The following is a 19771-nucleotide window of genomic DNA, read 5'->3' as shown; positions in this document are numbered from 1 at the left end:
GCGAAGACACCGCTGTGTGAGACAATCGCACAGCGGTTTTTTTATTTGGAGTGAACTCGTGTTTGATATTCTGAAGTTGATCGTCGATGTAATAGCGAGCCTCCTCGGCGGCGTGCTGCTGCTGCGCTTCTGGATGCAGGCTATCCGCGTCCGGCCGCCTTCGTCGGTGGCACAGTTTACTTTTCAATTATCGGATTGGCTGGTGCGCCCGCTGCGCCGCATCGTTCCCGGCATGGGCGGCTATGACTGGGCCAGCCTGATCGGGGCGTTCCTGATCGTAATCCTGGCGACGTCGATCGATTTCCTGATTGGACGGTCGGTGGAGTACGTGTTGCTGGCGGCCTTGTATCGCTTCCTGCAGTGGATACTGTTCGGTTTCATGGCACTGCTGATCATCGAAGTGATCTTCAGCTGGGTCAACCCGCATGCCCCGCTGGCGCCTTTCGTGCGCGCGCTGAATGATCCGCTGCTCAGGCCTATCCGCAAGGTGGTGCCCCTGGTTGGCAACCTGGACTTGTCAGTGCTGGTGGCGGTGATCCTGCTGCAGATCTTCCAACTTCTGCTGGGCAAGCTGTTCGGGGTGGCATGAGCCGCAGCTGGTGTTCGCCCTTGCCGGGCGGCGTGCGGCTGGCGGTTCAGATCCAGGCGAATGCGAAGAAGACCGAGGTGATCGGGGTGCTGGATGATGCCCTGAAGATCAAGCTGGCTGCGCAACCCATCGAGGGCAAGGCGAACGAGGCCTTGGTGAAGTGGCTGGCCGGAGCCTTGGGCGTGTCGCGCAGCGCGGTGACGCTGACGCATGGGCAGACCAATAAGAAGAAGCTGCTGGAAGTGTCCGGCGTGACGCTGGAGGATGTGGCGCGTCTTGTAAACCGGTAAATCTGGGTCTGACCCAAGGGTCAGACCCCGTACGGTCTTATGGCCGCGGGTTTCGGTTGTGCGTTTTTGATCTTCTCAATACGACAAAAGCCCAAAACCAACCCGCGCCTGGGAGACCGTACAGGGTCAGACCCTTGGGTCTGACCCTGGTTTACCGGTTTCAGAAACGGTAACCGAACGCCGCCTCAAACTTGTCCGCGATTTCAGCAGGCGTGAACACATGGTTCTGCGCCCCTTTGGTAACAATCTTGATCGCACCCAGTAAACTGGCCAGGCGGCCGGTCGACTCCCACCCCAGGTCGTTGACCAGGCCAAACAGCAAGCCGGCGCGATACGCATCGCCGCAACCGGTCGGGTCCAGGTCGAGCGACGAATCGACCACCACGGCAGGAATATCGATCCGCTTGCCCTGGGTATAAATCTCCGAACCCTTCTCGCCACGGGTCACGATCAACGCTTCCAGCTTGGCAGCGATATCCGGGATGGTCAGCCCGGTGCGCGACATCAGCAGCTCGATTTCATAATCATTGCAGGTTACATAAGTGGCCTGCTCGATGAAGCCGATCAGTTGTTCGGCGGTGAACATCGGCATCTGCTGGCCCGGGTCGAAGATGAACGGGATGCCCAGGCGCGCCAGGTCTTCCGCGTGCTTCAGCATGCCCAGGTGGCCGTCCGGCGAGATGATCGCGATGCGGGCCGGGCCGGCTTTCTCGATCGGATTCTCGTGCGCAAACGACATGGCGCCTGGGTGGAAGGCATTGATCTGGTTGTGGTCCGCATCGGCGGTGACGAAGCACTGCGCGTTGTAGGCATCCTTCTTGATCAGGATGTTGTCGGTCGAGATGCCGAGCTTCTGGAAGCGCTCCAGGTAGGCCGCGCAGTCCTGGCCCAGCACGCCAACAATGCGCGGTTCGCCGCCCAGCATCTTCAGCGAGTAGGCGATATTGCCGGAGCAGCCGCCAAACTCGGTGCGCATGGTCGGCACCAGGAAGGACACGTTGACCTTGTGCAGCTGGTCTGCCAGCAGGGTGTCGCCGAAACGGCCCTCGTATTGCATGATGATGTCGATGGCCAGCGAGCCACAGACAAGCGCGGTTTTAGTCATAGTATTTTTAAGGGTAGAAAATGGCGATGTGATAGCCGGAAGCTTTGAGCTCATTCAGCTCGAAGTACAGTTTAATGCTTTGCTCGCTGCGCGGACCGAAGCCTTTTTCGGGCTCGATTGGCGAGGGCAGGTATTCGCGCGGGGCAAATACGCGCCGCAGCACCGGCTTGTCGGCGTTGTCGTTCAGGGTCAGTTCGATGTGCGGCCAGGCTTGTGGAGTCTTGGACTGGTTGCGCAGGACGGTGCTGAAGCTGAAGGTGTTTTCAGTCATGCTGGCCAGCTCTCCCGGTTCGACGCTGAGGGCATCGAGCTGGGTGGGCAGGGCGATCTTGCATCCGAGCGGCTGGCAGACGGCGGCCAGGGCTGGCTTCAGTTGCGGGTAATTCGCGGCCAGGCTGTCGCGGAAGGTGGTGGCGGCTTGCAGCACCAGTCCCGCCAGCAGGATCGGGACGCCGACGGCCATCGTGATCGTGACCGCCTTGCCGTACTTCTGGCTGCGGTCGACGCGCTTTACGAAGCTCAGGTCGGAGTGGTCGAGGTCTTCGGCTTCGGCCTCGGCTTTTTCTTCGTCGACGCCGGCCAGCGCGCGCATGCGGGCAGCAACTTCTTCGGCGCTCGATTCCTGTGCGGGGCCGTTTTCTTCAAGCGCAAAGACTTCGTGTTCGGCGGACGGACCGCTGGCATCGCGGCGCGATTTGGCGCGCTTCAGGGCGCGTTCGCGGCGGGATTTGGCCGGTTGTTCGGCTGGCGCTTCGTCGGGGATGGAGGCGCCGTCGTCCGGTGCATCCGTGTTGACTGCTGCGACTGCATGCTGGGCAGTTTCGTCGGGATCGGACAGGCTCCATGCTTCGCTGGCTGGCGCGGCGTCGTCGGACGCCTCTGCTTCGCCTGTGTGCCACGGTTCGGCATCCAGGGATGGTTCGCTCAGGCGGTTCGCCTCTGCCTCGGCTGCTGGTGCTACCGGCTCGGACGGCTCTTCGGACGGCAGGTCTTCAAAATGGTGCGCGTCATCAAGGGCGGCGACCACCACGTGCTCTTGGGGCGTGTCGAGCGAGGGCTCGACGCGGCCGTCGGGATGTAAATTATCGGTCGACCATTGGTCGATAGCCTCCACGAGGGAAGCGCCGGCCTGCTCGCCAGATTCCGTCGTCGCGTGCTCTTCGCCGGCGGGCGTATCGTCCCATGGCTGAACGCCATCGCCATCTTCGACCGCCTGCGCTGGCTCGAGGCGGGCCTCATTGTCGGCCAGTGAATCGGTGTGCTCGATGGGTGATGGGGCCTCGAATGCGGACGCTTCATCGGGCGCGAGCACGATTTGGTCGGCAATTTGGGCCGGCTCGACAGGTGCTTCGTCCCGCTGCGGGGGCGCTTCATCGTCGGCAGGCGAATCAGCCTGCTCGACTGGCGCTGGGGCTTCGACTTCGAGCGCTTCTTGCGGCGGGAGCGCGCTCGCGTCGGCAGCTTGCGCCGGCTCGGCAGGTGTTTCGTCCCGCTGCTGAGGCGTTGTATCGTCGGCAGGCGCGCCAGCCTGCTCGACGGGCGCTGGGGCTTCGACTTCGAGCGCTTCTTCCGGCGCGAGCGCGCTCGCATCGGCAGGTTGCGCCGGCTCGGCAGGTGGCTCGTCCCGCTGCGGAGCGGCTTCAAGGGCAGCAGGTTGCGCCCGGTCGACTGGCGGAGGGGCCCCGAATGGGAGGCTTTCTGCCGGCTGGGGCATCGCCGTGGACGTGGTTACGTCGACAGGAGGCCGAGCGGCCGCCGCAGGGATTGGCGTTGGCGCTGGCGTGAACGCGGTGCGCGGTGCTGGCGTCGCCGGTGCCGTGGCAGCTGGTGTTGCTTGCGTAGCGGCCGAGAAAGTGGCATCAGGCGACAGCACATCCGAAAGCATGGCTGAGCCAACCGGGGCCGACGCTTTGGCGGCCGGTGGAGGTGCCAGGGGCTGCGACGGTTCTGCGGTGGCCGTGAAGATGGCATCGGGCGCCACCAGGTCGGCCAGCGAAGACGAACCAGCCGGCGTCCGCGCCTTGGCTGATGATGCCGCGGCAGCAGTGTCGGCTACCAGCGGAGGTGATGGTTCGGCAGCTGCCGTGAAAGCGGCGTCGGGCGACACTACATCGATCAGCGAACGCGCAGCCTGCGACGAGGGGGCGCGAGCTGCCGGTGACGGCGCCGTAGCGTGCAAAGCTTCGACCGGTTGCGATGGCTTGGCGGCAAGCGGAGCGGCAGCCGGGCGTGATGGCTCGGCGACAGGCGTCGAGGCTGCCGCTTGCGCAGGCGCGGCGGGCTGCGGCGGTTCGGCTTGCGATGGCGAAGTTGGCGCGGGCGATGCCACCGCAGGATTCGTGGTCACGTGGGCGAACGCACGAGTGACGGCGGCGATGGCGATGTCGTCAGGCGAGGGCGCTTTGGGCTGGGCGGCAGCGGGCACTGGCTCGGCAACAGGGGCCGGAGTACCTGCGGTACGCCAGACGGCAGGCGAGACTGGCTCGGCCACAGGCGGCTGTGGCGTAGCAGGTGCCGGCTCCTCGCCGAAATCGATCTCGAAATCGACCGGCGAGCCATGCACGTAATCGGAGACCGCCGGCTTGGGCGGCGGCGCCTCGGCGACTACATCGGGAATGACAGGAGTCGGCTTGGCAGCCGGTTCGACCAGGGCAGCATTGCCGTCGAAGACCAGCGCGCAAGAGCCGCAACGGACAATGCCCCCGCGCAGTTTCAGTTGGTCAGCCGCGACCCTGAAGATCGTATTGCAATGGGGGCATTTAGTGGCGAGCGCCATCAGTCAGGAAGCTACCTTATGCCAGCGTGCCGGACAGGCACACCCAGCCTTCGTGCTCAGCCCAGACGCTCAGCTTGATGAACGGCGCGTAGGCCGCAGCGACTTCTTCTGCCTGGCGCGCCAGCACGCCAGACAGCACCAGCGAACCGCCCGGTGCAACGCGGCCGGACAGCATCGGCGCCATCAGTTTCAGCGGCGAAGACAAGATGTTGGCGACCACGATATCGAAACGCTGCGAGGCAAACGCCGATTCCGCGAAATCATCCGGCACGAAGTACTGGATATCTTCCACGCGGTTGCGCACCGCATTGTCGTTGGCCGAGACGATCGCCTGTGGATCGATATCCACACCGGCTACCGTGGCAGCGCCCAGTTTGCGCGCCACCATGGCCAGGATGCCGGAACCGCAGCCGTAATCCAGCACGGTCTTGCCCGGAGCCGGGTGGGCTTCCAGCCATTCCATGCACAGCTTGGTGGTCGGGTGGGAGCCGGTGCCGAAAGCCAGGCCGGGATCAAGTTCCAGCACCAGGGCCGACGGATCGGGGGCTTCGTGCCAGCTCGGCACGACCCAGATGTTCTTGCCGATATGGATCGGCTCGAATTGCGACTGGGTCAGGCGCACCCAGTCGGCATCCTCCACCTTGCGGGTGGTGAACTTTGGCAGGTGAGCCAGCCCGATCGCGCCGGCGGCAGCCGCCACGATCAGGGCCTGGTCTTCCTCGTCATCGGTCAGCGCGACCACGCGGCTATGATCCCATGCCGCTTCGGTCGGCTCCATGCCCGGCTCGCCGAACAGGGGTTTTTCGGCGTCGGTGCCTTCATCGGCATCCTCCACCGACACCGACAGCGCGCCCGCATCCATCAACGCTTCGGACAGGGCCTCAGCGTGTTCACGGGCTACTTCGATGACGATTTCAGTCCAGCTCATCTTATTTCTTACCTATTTTACTTACCTGCTTTTGGCATCTCTGCCAACCGTTGTTCCAAATAATGGATGTTGGTGCCACCTTCGATGAAGCGTGCGTCAACCATCAGCTCGCGGTGCAGCGGGATGTTGGTCGAAATGCCTTCAACGACCATTTCCGACAGCGCGATCTGCATGCGGCGGATAGCCTGCTCGCGGGTCGCGCCGTAGGTAATGACCTTGCCGATCATCGAATCGTAGTTCGGTGGTACAAAGTAACCCGCATAGGAGTGCGAGTCAACACGCACGCCTGGGCCGCCCGGTACGTGCCACGCGGTGATGCGGCCTGGCGACGGGGTGAACTTGAACGGGTCTTCGGCATTGATACGGCACTCGATGGCGTGGCCGGACAGCATCACGTCGCGCTGGCGGAAGCGCAGCTTCTCGCCGGAAGCGATGCGGATCTGTTCCTGCACGATGTCGATACCGGTGATCATTTCGGTCACCGGGTGCTCGACCTGCACGCGGGTGTTCATTTCGATGAAATAGAACTCGCCGTTCTCGTACAGGAATTCGAAGGTACCCGCACCGCGGTAGCCGATCTTGCGGCAAGCTTCGGCGCAGCGGTCGCCGATCTTTTCGATCAGCTTGCGCGGGATGCCCGGCGCCGGCGCTTCTTCGATCACTTTCTGGTGGCGGCGCTGCATGGAGCAGTCACGCTCGCCCAGCCAGACGGCGTTTTTGTGTTCGTCGGCGAGGATCTGGATTTCCACGTGGCGTGGGTTTTCCAGGTACTTCTCCATATACACTTCCGGATTGCCGAAGGCGGCGCCGGCTTCCGACTTGGTCATGGTGACCGCGTTCAGCAGGGCAGCTTCGGTGTGCACCACGCGCATGCCGCGGCCACCGCCGCCGCCAGCGGCCTTGATGATCACCGGATAGCCAACCTTGCGTGCGATCTGCACGATGGCTTTCGGATCATCCGGCAGGGCGCCGTCGGAACCTGGCACGCAAGGCACGCCGGCCTTGATCATCGCCTGCTTGGCCGACACTTTGTCGCCCATCATGCGGATCGATTCGGCGCGCGGGCCGATGAAGACGAAACCGGATTTTTCCACGCGCTCGGCGAAGTCCGCGTTCTCGGACAGGAAGCCGTAGCCCGGGTGGATCGCTTCCGCGTCGGTGACTTCGGCCGCGGAAATGATGGCCGGCATATTCAGGTAGGACTGGGCCGAAGGAGCAGGGCCGATGCAGACGGACTCGTCGGCCAGCTTCACGTACTTGGCGTCACGGTCGGCTTCGGAGTGCACGACCACAGTCTTGATGCCCAGTTCGCGGCACGCGCGCTGGATGCGCAGGGCGATTTCACCGCGATTGGCAATAAGGATTTTTTCAAACATGGCAGCTTCTATGTTTGTGAAAGGAGGAGAGATTGTGCTGGCTGCCGCAGTATCCACAGCAGCCATGGCCCGGCTTTAGCCGATCACAAACAGTGGCTGGCCGAATTCGACCGGTTGGCCGTTCTCGACCAGGATCTGGGTAATGGTGCCGGACTTGTCGGCATCGATCTCGTTCAGCAGCTTCATCGCTTCGATGATGCAGAGGGTGTCGCCTTCCTTCACGGTGGCGCCCACTTCAACAAAGGCTGGGTTGCCAGGCGCGGAAGCGCGGTAGAAAGTGCCCACCATTGGGGACTTCACAACGTGGCCGGTCGGCTCGGCGGCAGCTGGAGCGGCTGCGGCAGGCGCGGCAACCGGTGCTGCGACAGGAGCGGCAGCGGGTGCGTAATGGGTTGGCGCTTGCGGCGGCATCATCACGACCTGGTTTTGTGCCAGACCGCCGGACTTGACGATGCGAACCTTGCTTTCGCCTTCGGTCACTTCCAGTTCAGCGATGTCCGACTCTGCTACCAGGTCGATCAGCGTCTTCAGCTTGCGTAGATCCATGTTGTTGGCTCCCTTGTTCTATCTATTATGTTGACGGTTACATTGATGTCGCCTTATGGGCGGCATCGCGTTAGATGTGCGCAGATCGCGGTAGATTAACTGCTTTTTAAAGCAAAGTCGATGGCGAGACGATATCCGTCGATACCAAGCCCGCAGATCGTCCCCTGTGCGATTGCGCTGAGATAGGAATGGTGGCGGAACTCCTCCCGCCGATAAATATTCGAAATGTGCACTTCAATAAAAGGGATCGCTACGCCGGCCAGTGCATCGCGCAATGCGACGCTGGTGTGGGTATAGCCACCCGGGTTGATGACGATGAAATCCACGCCCTCGGTTCGGGCTGCGTGGATGCGGTCAATCAACGCTCCTTCGTGGTTGCTCTGGAAACAGGCGAGCTGTGCACCGGCTGTGTTGGCCTGTGCCTGCGCAGCCTGTTCAACGTCTGCCAGCGTGCTGGCGCCGTAGGTTTCAGGCTCGCGCGTCCCCAACAAATTCAGGTTGGGGCCATTAAGTAGCAGCAGGTTCGATGCCATGATTCCCTGACCATTTTCCGCGAAAGTTCCGCATTTTGCCGCCATCTACGAGCATTGGCAAGAGAAAATAACTTGTCGGAACTTAATAGAACGGTCGTTCGGCGGCGTTCTTCTGCTAGTTTAGTGCCGCCAGGTCGGCCTTCAGGTCGTCGAATTTCAGGCGTGCGAGGTAGGTCTTTTTGACTGTGCCGTCAGCGCCGATCAGGACGGTGAAGGGCAGCCCGCCTTGCGTGTTGCCGAACTGGCGCGACAGTTCGGTCCCGCTCATTCCTGCCACGTAAACAGGGTAGGCGACTTTCACTTTCTGTGTGAATTCTGCAATATTGGATGGCGAGTCAATGCCGATACCGATCACCTGGACCTTCTTGCCGAGCTCGGAATTTTGCAGTTCGGACAATTCCGGCATCTCTTCCACGCACGGCGCGCACCACGGCGCCCAGAAATTCACCAGCAGGTTCTTGCCTTTCCATTTCGACAGCGCTTCCTTGACGCCTTTATCATTTGGCAAGGACTCGGCCATCATGGCGGCCATCGGGCTGGTCACGCCGGCTGGCGCGGTGGTGGTGATCGGGGCTGGAGCGGGAGCTTGCTGGGTGTGGAGGAAGTACCAGGCGCCGGCACCGGCAAACAGGACGGCGGCCACGGCGTAGATTGCAAATTTTTTCATTATTGGGCTGGGTGGGAGCTATTGGTAAGGATGGTGCGCAATTCGGTGAGGTCGGCGCGCAGCAGCTTGTCGCCGCTTTTCTTTTTCGCGCCGCGCAGATCGTCCTGCTCATAGATTTCGACGTGCACGCCGACGTTCTTCCACATGAAGCTGGCCGTTTCAACATCTTCGAAACGGGGCCCTCGAAAATGGGGCGACTCGGAGATCTCGATTTGCAGGTTCTTGTTTAATAAATAGATTTCTACTTCCTTGGCGCTGTCGACGAATACTTGCAGGTGGATGTCGTCGTGCATGCCCGCCGTACCGTACAGGACGGAGCCGGTCAGGAAAGGTTGGTATTGTTCCAGCATTTCCATGACCTGCAAAGCCAGGCCGCGCAATCTGAATAAATGCGCCGGGTGGGTGTCGGCGTTATATAGAGCGTGGTATAGGCGGACTTCTTCTTCGATCTGTTCGTTGTCGGGCAGGATGTCGGACAGGTCGCGGGCTTGCGACTCGCCCAATATCTGGCGGGCGGCCTTGCGTTTGGCGCTGCCGTAGTCGGCGCCATCCTGCGCGATCATGCGGGCGGCGGCGGCGGCGATTTCGGTTTTGATCTCGGGGTTCATGGATGCATCATACCTAAAACCGGTAATTCGGGGTCTGACGGGGCGGCCATCTGACGCAGAGCCAGACCCCGAACGGTCTCGAAGCCGTGGGTTGGTTCTGTGCCCTTGACTTTTGAGAAGATCAACATCGCACAACCAAAACCGCCGACCAGGAGACCGTTGGGTGTCTGACCCTGCGGGTCAGACACCGGTTTACCGGTTTTAATCAGGTAAAATCCGGCTCTTGATTCTTTTCTATCTGCACCATGCACATCCACATCCTAGGCATCTGCGGCACCTTCATGGGCGGGCTTGCCGTCCTGGCAAAGGAAGCCGGCCACCGCGTAACGGGTTGCGACGCCAATGTCTATCCCCCGATGAGCACGCAGCTGGAAGCGCAGGGCATAGAACTGATCCAGGGTTTCGGCCCCGAGCAGGTAGAACTGAATCCCGACCTTTATGTCATCGGCAATGTCGTCTCGCGCGGCAATCCGCTGATCGAAGAGATCATGAACCGCAACCTGCCGATGATCTCCGGCCCGCAATGGATCGGTGACCACATCCTGAAGGACAAATGGGTCCTGTCGGTCGCAGGCACCCACGGCAAGACCACCACCTCGGCGATGGTGGCCTGGATCCTGGAACATGCCGGCTACGCGCCCGGCTTCCTGATCGGCGGCATCCCGCAGAACTTCGGCATCTCGGCCCGCTTGACCGGCCCCGGCGCCGACTCCGAATTCTTCGTCATCGAAGCAGACGAATACGACACCGCCTTCTTCGACAAGCGCAGCAAGTTCGTGCACTACCACTCGAAGACGGCCATCCTGAACAACCTGGAATACGACCACGCCGACATCTTCCCGGACATCGGTGCTATCGAAACCCAGTTCCACCACCTGGTGCGCACGGTACCGGGCATCGGCCGCGTGATCGCCAATGCCGACGAAGCGAGCCTGCAGCGCGTGCTGAAACGCGGTTGCTGGAGCGAGAAGGAAACCTTCGGCAGCGCAGAGGGCGCCGACTGGTCCATGGCTGAACATGCCGACGGCAGCTTTGACGTGATCTTCAAAGGTGCCAAGGCCGCCACTGTGAACTGGCAGCTGACCGGTAAACATAACCGCTCCAACGCGCTGGCCGCGATTGCCGCAGCCCGCCACGTGGGCGTGCCGATCGAGGTCGCGGCCCAGGCGCTGGAAAGCTTCCAGAGCGTGAAACGCCGCATGGAAGTGCGCGGCACCGTCAACGGCGTGACCGTGTACGACGACTTCGCCCACCATCCAACCGCCATCGAAACCACCGTCGGCGGCCTGCGCCAGAAGATCGGCAGCAATGGCCGCATCCTGGCCGTGCTGGAGCCGCGCTCCAACACCATGAAGCTGGGCACCATGAAGGACGCGCTGCCCGGCAGCCTGAAAGAGGCCGACCTGGTATTCGGCTTTGGCAGCGAGCAAGCCCTGGGCTGGAAACTGGCCGAAGCCCTCTCGCCAATGGGCGAAATCGCCTCGGCCTACGAGGACCTGGACGGTATGGTGAAAGCTATTGTCGCGCAGGCCAGGCCGGGCGACCATATTATTGTGATGAGCAACGGCGGCTTCGGCGGCGTCCACCAGAAATTGCTGGAGGCGCTGAAGTAATGATTTTGTACCTGCATGGCTTCCGTTCTTCGCCGCAGTCGATGAAGGCGCGGCTGACCGGGGAGCGGATGGCGCAGCTTGGCCGCAGCGCGGAATTCATCTGCCCGCAACTGCCGGCCAGCCCCAGGCTGGCAATGGAACTGGCCTTTGGCCTGGTGGCAGGCGTGCCGGCCGAAGAACTCACGATTGTCGGTTCCTCGCTGGGCGGCTACTACGCCACCTGGATGGCGGAAAAGCTTGGCTGCCGCGCCGTCCTGCTGAATCCCGCAGTGGTTGCGGCGCTTGACCTCGAAAAGCACGTTGGCGTCACGACCGCCTATCATTCGGACGAGCCGTTCGAATTCAAGCGTGAATATATAGAGGAGCTGCGCGCGCTGGCCGTGCCGAAGATTACGCAGCCGGAACGCTACTTCCTGGTTGCCTGCACCGGTGACGAAGTATTGGACTACCGCGACATGGTGGCGCACTATGCCGGCGCGAAGCAGAAGGTAGTGCAGGGCAGCGACCACGCCATCAGCGAGTACGCCGGCTACCTCGACGAGGTCCTCGAGTTTTGCGGCATCACGGGCGAGGCTCGATGAAAGGTCAATCGCTGCGCCAGGCCAACTGGCACGGTCACGTGCTCGCGACAAACGCCCCGCACCCCTACCGCCACTGGCTGACCGGCGGCGGCTCGCTGACCAATAAGCTGAAAGCGCACAGCAGCGCCTTCCGCGTGCAGTTGCTGCACCAGGACACGGCAATCTGCCTGGCAGATGAAGCCAACATCATCGGCTACCACCGCCCAGGCCGCGTCTGGGAGCGGGAGGTCTTGCTGCGGTGTGATAATACGCCTGTCGTCTTCGCCCATACCGTGGTGCCGATGTCGGCCGATGCCTCGGACTGGCCGCTGTTCAGCGCCCTGGGCGAACGTTCGCTCGGCAGTACACTGTTTGGCGACCCGCAGGTGCGGCGTGGCGAACTGGAATTTGCGCGGCTGCGCGCGACGCATCCGCTGGCCCGGCGTGCCCGCAGTGCCTTGTCGGCGCACGGCGCCGAGGTGCCGGATGAAGCTTTACTGTATGCACGGCGCTGCCTGTACCAGCGCCATGAAGGAACTTTGCTTGTGACCGAGGTATTCCTGCCGCCGGTGCTCAAGCTTGAACGGAATAATGTGAAATGAATGTATTTTTTGAAGAATCCGGCGATTTCAAAGTAGGCAGCGTGCTGTCGCAGGCGGGCGAAGCCTACCAGGTTGAAATGGCCAGCGGCAAGCGCAACAAGGTCAAGACCAAGGATGTCATGCTGCAGTTTGACAAGCCGTCGCCGGCCGAGCTGATGGAGCAGGCCAAGGCCATTGCCGCCGACGTCGACCTGGACTTCCTGTGGGAGGTGGCGGGCGAAGAGGAGTTCGGTTTTGCCGAACTGGGCGCCGAATACTTCGGCCACGCTCCGCAAGCGGCCGAAGCGGCCGGCCTGATCCTGAGCCTGCACTCGGCACCGATCTATTTCCACAAGAAGGGCCGCGGCCGCTATAAGAAAGCGCCCGAGCAGACCCTGAAGGCCGCCCTGGCCGGCATCGAGAAAAAGAAACAGCAAGCCATCATCCAGGGCCAGTACGCCGAGGAGCTGAAGGCTGGCACCCTGCCGGCATCGATGCAGAACATCGTCAACCAGCTGCTGTTCAAGCCGGACAAGAACACCATCGAATACAAGGCGCTGGAGCAGGCCGCCAACGAGGCCCACACCACGCCGGCGCGCCTGATGCTGTCGGCCGGCGGCATCAAGTCGCCGAAAGAGCTGCATATGGCCAAGTTCCTGTTCGAGAATTTCCCGAAAGGCCATGGCTTCCCCGAACTGCCGGTGCCTTCCGCTCCGGCCAAGCTGCCGCTGGCGGCGGTGGAAGCGTTCTCCATCGACGACGTGACCACCACCGAGATCGACGACGCTTTCTCCGTGGTGCACCAGCCGGACGGCAAGGTGCGCGTGGGCATCCACATCGCCGCCCCGGGCCTGGGCATCAAGCCGGACGACGCCATCGACAAGATCGCGCGCAGCCGCATGTCCACGGTCTATATGCCGGGCGATAAGATCACCATGCTGCCGGACAGCATCGTCGACGCTTTCACCCTGGCCGAGGGCAAGACTTGCCCGGCCCTGTCCCTGTATGCCGTGCTCGACCCGGCCGACTGGTCCGTGATCTCGACCGAGACGATAGCTGAACTGGTTCCGATCGCCAACAACCTGCGCCACAACACGCTGGACGAACTGGTCAACGAGGAAACCCTGGCCAGCGGCGCGGGCGACTACCCGCGCAAGGCCGAGCTGGCCTTGCTGTGGGGCTGGGCACAGCACCTGGAAGCAGGCCGCATGGTCAAGCGCGAAGCGTTCGGCCTGAAGCCGGAACAGAACAACCGCGTCGACTTCAACTTCTATGTGGAAGACGATGTCGTCACCATTTCCCGCCGCAAGCGCGGCGCGCCGCTGGACAAGATCGTGGCCGAGCTGATGATCTTTGCCAACTCCACCTGGGGCAAGCTGATGCACGACCATGGCGTGCCGGGCATTTACCGTACCCAGGGACAGGGCGTGGGCGGCTGGGCCGCCAAGATGCAGGTGCGCATGATGACGCAGGCGGCCCCGCACCAGGGCCTGGGCGTGGACCAGTACGCGTGGTCGACTTCGCCGCTGCGCCGGTATACCGACCTGGTCAACCAATGGCAGATCCTGGCCTGCGCTTCGCACGGCGTGACCGCGCCGATGGTGGCGCCGTTCAAGCACAAGGACGCCAACCTGTTCGCCATCGTGTCGGCCTTCGATGCGGCCTACGCGGCCTATGCCGACTTCCAGTCGAATATGGAGCGTTACTGGTGCCTGAGATGGCTGGGCCAGGAAAATGCGAAGGAAGTGGAAGCCGTGGTGCTGAAGGATGAAGTACTGCGCCTGGCCGACATCCCGCTGATCGTGCGCATGCCCGGCATGCCGTCTGTTGCACGCGGGTCACACGTGAAGCTGGACGTGCTGCGCTGGGACGAAGTCGACCTGGCCATCGAGACGCGCCTGCAGGAAGGCTCGATTATCCTGCCTTCCGAGCCCGAGGCGGAACTGGACGAGGAAGAGGCGCCAGCCGACCCGGCGCAGCCGACCGAGGCCGACGCAGAGGAAGCTTCGCTCGCCAGCGAGACGGTTGTTACCGAACCTGGCCCACAGTGAAGTAGAATTCAAGATTCTCTAAAGCATCATTTTTGATTCCAGCGCGTGAAGTATTTCAAAGAAAACCAGTTCCTTGTCATCGCCTCCGCAGTATCGGTGGGTTTCCACGCCGTGGCGCTGATGGTGCATTTCGTCGCCCCCAAAGATTTCAAGGTCGAGCCAACCGACCCCGGCCTTGAAGTCATCCTGGTCAATGCCAAGCATGCATCCAAGCCGCTGAAGGCCGATGCACTGGCGCAGGCCGACCTGGATGGCGGCGGCAATGCCGATGCCGGCCGTGCCAAATCCCCGCTGCCCGACATGCGCCGCATGGAAACCGGCGACAGCATCAAGGCCTCCCAGCGCTATATGCAGGAGCTGGAGGAGCGCCAGAAAAACCTGCTGAGCCAAGTCAGGAAGAGTCCTTTGTCCGCCCCGCCGGTGGCCGAAAAGAACCAGACCGACCCTAGCCGCACTGGCGCCGAGCTGATTGAAAGCAGCAAGGCCATCGCCCGCATGGAAGCGGAAATCACGCAAACCATCGACGACCAGAACAAGCGGCCGAAAAAGACTTTCCTGTCGCCGAGCACGCAGGGCGTCGGCTACGCCATGTATTACAACGCCTTCCGCCGCCGCGTGGAGGATATCGGCACGCTCAATTTCCCGCAGAAGGATGGGCGCAAGCTGTACGGCGTGGTGGTGCTGAGCATTCCTATCTTCCAGGACGGCAGCGTCTATGAAAAGGAAGGCGGCACCGTGATCGAGCGCAGCTCCGGCAATCCGGATCTGGACAAGGCTGCGATCAGCATCGTGCGCCGCTCCGCGCCATTCGGCAAATTCCCGCCGAATATGCGCTCCAAGGACCGCGACGACCTGTGGGTGATCGTGCAGAAGTTCGTCTTTACGCGTGAAGAGAAGGTCGAGGTTTCCTACGGAAGCAACCAGTGATGGACAAGTACTGCGTCTTTGGCAACCCGATTGCCCACAGCAAGTCGCCTGAAATCCACGCGGCCTATGCGGCGCAGACTGGCCAGCAACTGAGTTACGAGAAATGGCTGGCGCCGCTGGATGGCTTCGGCGCCGCAGTCCGGGCCTTTATCGCCGCTGGCGGCAAGGGCGCCAACGTCACCGTGCCCTTCAAGCTGGAAGCGCACAGGCTGGCCACTTCGCTGACCGTGCGCGCCCAGGCTGCGGGCGCGGTAAATACCCTGGTGTTCGGCGCTGATGGCAGCATCACGGGCGACAACACCGACGGCGCCGGCCTGGTGGCCGACATCGTGCAGAACGCCGGCGTCGCGATTGCCGGCAAGCGCGTGCTCCTGCTTGGCGCAGGAGGCGCTGCGCGCGGCGTCGTGCTGCCCATCCTGGAACATCGTCCCGCTGCGCTGGTGATCGCCAACCGCACCGTTGCCACGGCCGAGGCCCTGGTCGAACAATTCGGCGCGCTGGCCGGGCCGGGCGTGTTGTCGGCCTGCGGCTTTGCCGACGTCCTGGGCGCATTCGACATCATCATCAACGCCACCTCCGCCAGCCTGAGCGCCGATCTTCCGCCCGTGCCGGCCACGGTCTTTGCGCCGGGTGCGCTGGCGCTGGACATGATGTACGGCGCCAGGCCGACCGTCTTCATGCAATTCGCCGCCAGCCACGGCGCCGTCGCGCGCGACGGCCTGGGCATGCTGGTCGAACAGGCCGCCGAAGCCTTCCAGGTCTGGCGTGGCGTGCGCCCTCGGACTGCCGAAGTGCTACAGCAGTTGCGCGCCAGGCTATGATCAGGAAGCTGAAGTGGTTCATCATCGTCCCGATCGCGATTTTCCTCGCGGTGCAGCTGTATTTCCTGGTGCAGATCTGGTGGTGGGTCGACCATAACCCGACCATGACGGCCTTCATGCGTGAGCAGCAGGCCGCCATGCAGGAGAAGGACCCGAAAGCGCGCGTGCAGCAGCAATGGGTAGGCTACCAGGCCATTTCCGCGAACCTGAAACGCGCGGTGATCGCTTCGGAGGATGCCAACTTCGCCGAGCATGAAGGCGTGGATTGGGAGGCGATGCAGAAAGCCTACGAGCACAACCAGGAAAAGAAGAAGGGCGCCAAGATCCACGGCGGCTCGACGATCACGCAGCAACTGGCCAAGAACCTGTTCCTGTCCGGCTCGCGCAGCTATCTGCGCAAAGGGCAGGAGCTGATCATCACTTATATGCTCGAGATGCTGATGGATAAGCGCCGCATCTTCGAGATCTATCTGAACGTGGCGGAGTTCGGGCGCGGCATCTACGGTGCGGAAGCGGCGGCGCGCCACTATTACCGGATTCCGGCGTCGAAGCTGGGGCCGGAACAGGCGGCGCGGCTGGCAGTCATGCTGCCGCGTCCTAAATACTATGATGCGCACCGCGAATCGGCCTATCTGGCGCGGCGTACCGGCATCATCATGCAACGAATGAATTCGGCGGATCTTCCATGAAAAAACATCAAGCGGGCATCAGCCTGGTCGCGGTGGCGGTCATTATGGGCGTGCTGGGCGCAGTGGCGGCATTTGCACTGATCTCGATGCGGCAGGAGCGCAACCTGTTTGCAGAAGGACTGAACAAGGTCGGCGCCAAGGCGGCCGAAGTGGCGGCGCCAGCGGTGGCATCGGTGACGCCGCCGCCGGCACCGATGCGCAAGTGCGTCATCAACGGCAAGACCGTGATTTCCAATACCGAATGTGGTGAAAAAGGCAAAGTCATCGAGATCCACGACTCGCGCGGCATCGAGCCGCCGAAGGAGCCGCCCAAGCCGCCGCCGGAAGCGATGCCGAATGCCACAGACCGCGCCATTGAGCGGGCAACGCGCTAAAAATATGCCTCGGCGGGGTGGCAACCCGCCCCCCTTTGCGGGTACACTTGCGAAGTTTTTTAGAACCCGCGCTCTACATCCCCTGTCCGGCTGAGATTGCCTATGATCAATGTTTTCGTTTTACAAAATGGCCGGCTCAACCAGGTGCCAATTGAGACGCGCGAAGACCTTGAACAAGTGGCGCCGGTCTGGGTCGACCTGACTGATCCGACAGAAGACGAACGCGCCTGGGTCAAGTCCATCTACGGCGTCATCCTGCCAGGCGAAGACGAAGTCAAGGACATCGAAGCCTCCGCCCGCTACTACGAAGCGGAAAACGGCGACCTCCACCTGCGGACCGACTTCCTGCTGGAAGAAGACGAGGGCCCGTCGCGCGTGGTCACGGTGGCGTTCATCCTGGCCAAGAAAATGCTGTTCTCGGTACACACCGACGACCTGCCGGTATTCCGCCTGGTGCGCATGCGCGCCCGTTCGCGTCCCGGTTCGATCGCCGACTACATGGACGTGCTGCTGGACCTGTACGCCACCGACGCCGAGTATTCGGCAGATGCGCTGGAAGGCATCTACCAGAACCTGGAAGAAGTCTCGGGCCGCGTGCTGCAGGAAGAATTCACCGACAAGGACGCGGCCGACGCCCTGAGCGCCATCGCGCACGAGGAAGACTTGAATGGCCGCATCCGCCGCAACATGATGGACACGCGCCGCGCGGTCTCGTTCCTGATGCGCGGCCGCCTGCTCAATTCCGACCAGTTCGAGGAAGCACGCCAGATCCTGCGCGACATCGAATCGCTGGATGGCCACACTTCCTTCCTGTTCGACAAGATCAACTTCCTGATGGATGCCACCGTCGGCTTCATCAACATTAACCAGAATAAGATCATCAAGATCTTCTCGGTGGCTTCGGTGGCCTTCCTGCCGCCGACCCTGATCGCCTCGGTGTACGGCATGAATTTCGACTTCATGCCCGAACTGAAATGGCACCTGGGCTACCCTTGGGCCTGGGGCCTGATGATTGTCAGTGCTGCCGCGCCATTGATGTATTTCCGCCGCCGCGGCTGGCTGCGTTGATGTAAAGCAACATATTTATTTGCTAAGCCCTGTTTGAAAGGTAGAATTTCGCCGCGACTCCCGGTTGCGCGAAATTCCAACGATACGAAAGGGCTGAGATGAGATTCGGATTTGGGCTGCTGCTTGCCGTTGCCGCAGGCTGGCTGGCAGGTTGCGCCACCCCGCCTCAAGCTCCGGTCTCGATGGCTTACAGGCCATTTGCCGAGCCGGGACTGCGCATCGGCGTCGCGATGAGCAAATTGCCCAAGGCTGACACCAGTTTCCCAGGTGCCGAATGGCCGCTGTGCCATGCTGCCGCCGCGCTGGCAAACGCCAAGCTGACGGCCCACGCGCGGACCTTGCCGACGGATGACCTGGCCGGCCTGAAGGATGACATCGCCGCAGTGTTGAAACTGAAGGGCCAGGTGCCTGTCGTGATCGACGAGCCGATTGTGGTGGGCCAATTGCCCAAGGCCGGCAGCACAGTGCGCAACGCGGCGCCCAGGGATTACTCCTCGCTCCAATCGCAGTACCAGCTGGACAAGCTGCTGGTGGTGGAGTTGGCGGAAGTAGGCATCACGCGCGCATACTCCTCGTACATTCCCGCTGGCGAACCCAAAGGAGTCGTCCGCGGCATGTTCTACATGGTCGACTTCAGGGACGGTTCCTACGAGTGGTATGTGCCGCTGCTGCAGCAAAAGAGCGCGCAGGGCAACTGGGACGAAGCGCCGGCCTTCCCTGGCTTGAGCAATGCCTATTTCCAGGCGATCGAAGCGGCCCGCCAGGCCATCCTCCAGCCGCTGGCCAACTAAGACAATGACCCGCCATCGTTACATTGCCCTGGCCGTACTGCTGGCTTGCCTGCCGGCGGCGAAGGCGGCCGAATCCGCGCAGGCCGATGCCCACTGGTCGCTCAGTTTGCCGGCCGAGGAAAAAGTCGCCTTCCACGGCCAGGTCAATTTTGACAAGGCCGGCCAGGCGCCGGGCACCATGCTGTATCCGACGCCCGGCCTGGCCGGTTTTATCATGGCCCTGGCGACGCACGCGGCGGTGGTCAAGGGCCAGATGAAAGAGCAGCGCAGCGAGATCGAAGCTGAGGCGGACCGGATCCTGGTGCCTTTCAGGAAGACCCTGAATACCTTCAGCCATGCCGAGCTGGCTGAGCGTGCTTTTCCTGCGGCGACGGGCGCATCCTGGCTCGGCAGCAATGAGCGGCCGCAGTCAGGACTGCTCATTGCCAGCTCACCGGTGTTTTACATGACGCAGGACCAGAGCGCGCTGATCGTCGACAATACCGTGTCGGTGTTTCAGGCGGGAAGCGAGCAGCCGGTCTACACCAACACGGTGCGGGTCGTGTCGCGAGCCGTTGAAGTGGAGAACGAGGCTGTATTCTGGCAACGCGACGGCGGCCAGCGGCTGCGGGAGGTCAGCGCTGGACTGTTCCGTGCATCAGTCGAGATTGCGCGGGCGCATGCGTTCGTGCCTGTCGCACCGAACGCCGGCGCCGAGCGCACCTTCCGCTACCTGGAAGGGAAGAATGAGGCAGTCGAACGCGCTGTACCGGTCAGCGAGCATTGCGGCCGTGCGCTGGTCAGGAACTTGCGTGGCTGGCTGATGTCGATTCCGCTCAAGCGCGTGCGCGCGTCAGCGCCCGAGTGCGCTGGGCCGGCCGGGCCGCCAGCGCTGTAGC

21 protein-coding genes are annotated in these 19771 nt (G+C 62.3%); 13 read left to right on the top strand and 8 right to left on the bottom strand.

Going from position 1 to position 19771, the window contains the following annotated elements; genetic code table 11:
* Nucleotides 1–58: 58 nt before the first annotated feature.
* Nucleotides 59–589 (top strand): YggT family protein, encoded by a 531-nt coding sequence (locus tag ACN9M3_RS27615; RefSeq protein ID WP_426164854.1) that lies wholly within the window; start codon nucleotides 59–61, stop codon nucleotides 587–589.
* Nucleotides 586–879 carry a DUF167 domain-containing protein gene (locus ACN9M3_RS27610; protein ID WP_426164852.1) on the top strand — a complete coding sequence of 98 codons (294 nt, stop codon included), beginning with the start codon at nucleotides 586–588 and terminating at the stop codon, nucleotides 877–879. Before ACN9M3_RS27615 ends, ACN9M3_RS27610 begins: the two co-directional genes overlap by 4 nt.
* Nucleotides 880–1039: 160 nt before the next feature.
* Here ACN9M3_RS27610 and ACN9M3_RS27605 read toward each other — a convergent pair whose 3' ends face one another.
* The 8 genes from ACN9M3_RS27605 to ACN9M3_RS27570 form a co-directional block, all read right to left on the bottom strand.
* A complete protein-coding gene (locus tag ACN9M3_RS27605; protein ID WP_426319257.1) occupies nucleotides 1040–1984 on the bottom strand; it encodes a carbohydrate kinase family protein in 945 nt (314 codons plus the stop codon).
* Nucleotides 1985–1991: 7 nt separating this feature from the next.
* Nucleotides 1992–4760 (bottom strand): DUF3426 domain-containing protein, encoded by a 2769-nt coding sequence (locus tag ACN9M3_RS27600; protein WP_426319256.1) that lies wholly within the window; start codon nucleotides 4758–4760, stop codon nucleotides 1992–1994.
* A gap of 16 nt (nucleotides 4761–4776) precedes the next feature.
* Nucleotides 4777–5688 (bottom strand): 50S ribosomal protein L11 methyltransferase, encoded by a 912-nt coding sequence (gene prmA, locus ACN9M3_RS27595; protein WP_426164846.1) that lies wholly within the window; start codon nucleotides 5686–5688, stop codon nucleotides 4777–4779.
* Between the two features lie 17 nt (nucleotides 5689–5705).
* Nucleotides 5706–7064, bottom strand: coding sequence for an acetyl-CoA carboxylase biotin carboxylase subunit (accC, locus tag ACN9M3_RS27590; RefSeq protein ID WP_426164844.1), 1359 nt, complete (start codon nucleotides 7062–7064; stop codon nucleotides 5706–5708).
* Nucleotides 7065–7139: 75 nt separating this feature from the next.
* On the bottom strand, nucleotides 7140–7610 hold the full coding sequence (gene accB / locus ACN9M3_RS27585) for an acetyl-CoA carboxylase biotin carboxyl carrier protein (protein ID WP_426164842.1): 471 nt from the start codon (nucleotides 7608–7610) through the stop codon (nucleotides 7140–7142).
* A gap of 95 nt (nucleotides 7611–7705) precedes the next feature.
* Nucleotides 7706–8143 carry a type II 3-dehydroquinate dehydratase gene (gene aroQ / locus ACN9M3_RS27580; RefSeq protein ID WP_426164840.1) on the bottom strand — a complete coding sequence of 146 codons (438 nt, stop codon included), beginning with the start codon at nucleotides 8141–8143 and terminating at the stop codon, nucleotides 7706–7708.
* A 115-nt stretch (nucleotides 8144–8258) separates the two neighbouring features.
* Nucleotides 8259–8810, bottom strand: coding sequence for a redoxin family protein (locus tag ACN9M3_RS27575; RefSeq protein ID WP_426319255.1), 552 nt, complete (start codon nucleotides 8808–8810; stop codon nucleotides 8259–8261).
* Nucleotides 8810–9418, bottom strand: coding sequence for a hypothetical protein (locus ACN9M3_RS27570; protein WP_426164836.1), 609 nt, complete (start codon nucleotides 9416–9418; stop codon nucleotides 8810–8812). Before ACN9M3_RS27570 ends, ACN9M3_RS27575 begins: the two co-directional genes overlap by 1 nt.
* 245 nt (nucleotides 9419–9663) lie before the next feature.
* Between ACN9M3_RS27570 and mpl the strand changes: the two genes are divergently transcribed.
* The 11 genes from mpl (at nucleotide 9664) to ACN9M3_RS27515 (ending at nucleotide 19770) form a co-directional block, all read left to right on the top strand.
* Nucleotides 9664–11031, top strand: a complete 1368-nt coding sequence (gene mpl / locus ACN9M3_RS27565; protein WP_426319254.1) for a UDP-N-acetylmuramate:L-alanyl-gamma-D-glutamyl-meso-diaminopimelate ligase — start codon at nucleotides 9664–9666, stop codon at nucleotides 11029–11031.
* Nucleotides 11031–11612, top strand: coding sequence for a YqiA/YcfP family alpha/beta fold hydrolase (locus ACN9M3_RS27560; protein ID WP_426319253.1), 582 nt, complete (start codon nucleotides 11031–11033; stop codon nucleotides 11610–11612). The genes mpl and ACN9M3_RS27560 overlap by 1 nt, the downstream gene beginning before the upstream one ends.
* Nucleotides 11609–12193: a chorismate--pyruvate lyase family protein gene (locus tag ACN9M3_RS27555; RefSeq protein WP_426319252.1), complete on the top strand. Its 585-nt coding sequence runs from the start codon at nucleotides 11609–11611 to the stop codon at nucleotides 12191–12193. Before ACN9M3_RS27560 ends, ACN9M3_RS27555 begins: the two co-directional genes overlap by 4 nt.
* A complete protein-coding gene (locus tag ACN9M3_RS27550; protein ID WP_426319251.1) occupies nucleotides 12190–14223 on the top strand; it encodes an RNB domain-containing ribonuclease in 2034 nt (677 codons plus the stop codon). The genes ACN9M3_RS27555 and ACN9M3_RS27550 overlap by 4 nt, the downstream gene beginning before the upstream one ends.
* 45 nt (nucleotides 14224–14268) lie before the next feature.
* Nucleotides 14269–15150 carry an energy transducer TonB gene (locus ACN9M3_RS27545; protein WP_426164828.1) on the top strand — a complete coding sequence of 294 codons (882 nt, stop codon included), beginning with the start codon at nucleotides 14269–14271 and terminating at the stop codon, nucleotides 15148–15150.
* Nucleotides 15150–15971, top strand: coding sequence for a shikimate dehydrogenase (aroE, locus tag ACN9M3_RS27540; RefSeq protein ID WP_426319250.1), 822 nt, complete (start codon nucleotides 15150–15152; stop codon nucleotides 15969–15971). Before ACN9M3_RS27545 ends, aroE begins: the two co-directional genes overlap by 1 nt.
* The gene (mtgA, locus tag ACN9M3_RS27535; RefSeq protein WP_426164824.1) at nucleotides 15968–16660 is read left to right on the top strand and encodes a monofunctional biosynthetic peptidoglycan transglycosylase; all 693 of its coding nucleotides are present in this window, start codon (nucleotides 15968–15970) and stop codon (nucleotides 16658–16660) included. The genes aroE and mtgA overlap by 4 nt, the downstream gene beginning before the upstream one ends.
* Nucleotides 16657–17034, top strand: coding sequence for a DUF4124 domain-containing protein (locus ACN9M3_RS27530; RefSeq protein WP_426164822.1), 378 nt, complete (start codon nucleotides 16657–16659; stop codon nucleotides 17032–17034). The genes mtgA and ACN9M3_RS27530 overlap by 4 nt, the downstream gene beginning before the upstream one ends.
* Before the next feature lie 102 nt (nucleotides 17035–17136).
* Nucleotides 17137–18102, top strand: a complete 966-nt coding sequence (gene corA, locus ACN9M3_RS27525) for a magnesium/cobalt transporter CorA (RefSeq protein WP_426164820.1) — start codon at nucleotides 17137–17139, stop codon at nucleotides 18100–18102.
* Nucleotides 18103–18200: 98 nt separating this feature from the next.
* Nucleotides 18201–18893 carry a hypothetical protein gene (locus ACN9M3_RS27520; RefSeq protein WP_426164818.1) on the top strand — a complete coding sequence of 231 codons (693 nt, stop codon included), beginning with the start codon at nucleotides 18201–18203 and terminating at the stop codon, nucleotides 18891–18893.
* Between the two features lie 4 nt (nucleotides 18894–18897).
* Complete coding sequence (locus ACN9M3_RS27515; protein ID WP_426319249.1) at nucleotides 18898–19770, top strand: hypothetical protein; 873 nt, start codon at nucleotides 18898–18900, stop codon at nucleotides 19768–19770.
* The last annotated feature ends 1 nt before the right edge of the window (nucleotide 19771 follow it).

The organism is Pseudoduganella sp. R-43, from assembly GCF_049913255.1.
Classification (GTDB): domain Bacteria; phylum Pseudomonadota; class Gammaproteobacteria; order Burkholderiales; family Burkholderiaceae_D; genus Rugamonas.
This window is presented reverse-complemented; position numbering and strand designations above follow the sequence as displayed.